The organism is Spirulina sp. CCY15215, from assembly GCF_016888125.1.
Taxonomy (GTDB): domain Bacteria; phylum Cyanobacteriota; class Cyanobacteriia; order Cyanobacteriales; family Spirulinaceae; genus CCY15215.
Genome location: NZ_JACSWA010000472.1, coordinates 1 through 1,331, shown reverse-complemented (window position 1 = coordinate 1,331; position 1,331 = coordinate 1). Strand labels below are relative to the sequence as shown.

Here is a 1,331-nt window from a genome sequence, read left to right as displayed (position 1 = left end):
CTCGCTCCCTAGCCGCGTCGTCTCGCTCCCTAGCCGCGTCGTCTCGCTCCCTAGCCGCGTCGTCTCGCTCCCTAGCCGCGTCGTCTCGCTCCCTAGCTGCGTCGTCTCGCGCTCCCTAGCCGCGTCGTCTCGCTCCCTAGCTGCGTCGTCTCGCTCCCTAGCCGCGTCGTCTCGCGCTCCCTAGCTGCGTCGTCTCGCTCCCTAGCCGCGCACATTCTATCTGAAAATAACAAAAAATCAACACCCTCCAACATAACCTAATTCCCTGACCATCAAGATTTAAAAATCCCGCGCTAGAGCAAAGATGTTAGCGCGGGAGAAATATCATGATTTATCCAATTGTCTGCGAAGGTCTTCCAATTCTGCATCAACAGGAGGTGAGCTACTGGCACTGGGTAACGCCCCTTGGTTTGGAGAAGAACCCCCCATTTGTGCCTTCATCGCCGCGAGTTCGTCATCAACATCGCTACCACTTTCTAGCGCCGCGAATTGACTTTCAATGTTAACACCTCCCAACTCTCCCGCCGCTTGAGAACGCGCTTCCATTTCCAGTACCTTTTCTTCCATGCGCTCAAACGCTGCCATAGAACCCCCCGTATTGAGAGACCCCATCGTACCTTGTAGCTGTTCATTCGCCCTCGCTGCTTGTACGCGAGCTTTGAGCATATCTTTCTTGGTTTTAGCCTCAGAAATTTTGCTCTCTAAAGCAATCAAATTCTTTTTCATGGTTTGAACTTGACCGCCTTGGTTATCCAGTTGAGCCTTGAGTTGAGCCGCAGTATCTGCACTGGTTTTTTTACGCTGCAAAGCCTCCCGAGCTAAAGTCTCATCTCCCTTAGAAAGGGCAAGTTGAGCGCGTTGCTGCCATTGATTAGAATCGGTTTGATTCTTGTTGTATTGCTGTTCGGTGCGTTTTTGAGTCGCGATAGAACGGGCGACGGCTTGACGCAACTGCACCAAGTCCTCCTGCATATCAATAATAGACTGCTCCAGAATTTTCTCTGGATCTTCTGCTTTACTCACCATGTCGTTGAGGTTGGCTCTCAAGACGCGGCTCAGGCGATCGAATAATCCCATGACTTTATTTATCCTATTGAAAACGTACAGAACTGAGTGATAAGAATGCAGCCAGAGCGATCTCGGCGTGCGGTTAAGATTTATTTACGTTTTTCGCTATTATCTAGTCTAGCTTTTTGCGGGGTTTGCTTGCCATTATTGCTATTTTGCGACTGAAAAAAACCTAAAGCTAGAGAGTGAGGGTTAGCCATTGATTTTAATCAATGGACATCGAACGCAACGGGTTTTAACCCGTCTTGTGTTACAATAATTTC

At 49.4% G+C, this 1,331-nt stretch carries 1 protein-coding gene; it reads right to left on the bottom strand.

The window, feature by feature from the left end:
• Positions 1-324 precede the first annotated feature (324 nt).
• Positions 325-1,077 carry a PspA/IM30 family protein gene (locus JUI58_RS15815; protein WP_204104768.1) on the bottom strand — a complete coding sequence of 251 codons (753 nt, stop codon included), beginning with the start codon at positions 1,075-1,077 and terminating at the stop codon, positions 325-327.
• Positions 1,078-1,331 lie beyond the last annotated feature (254 nt).

Excerpts from the sequence above, each read along its gene's own strand:
- JUI58_RS15815 (WP_204104768.1), bottom strand. The coding sequence starts at position 1,077 with ATGGGATTATTCGATCGCCTGAGCCGCGTCTTGAGAGCCAACCTCAAC.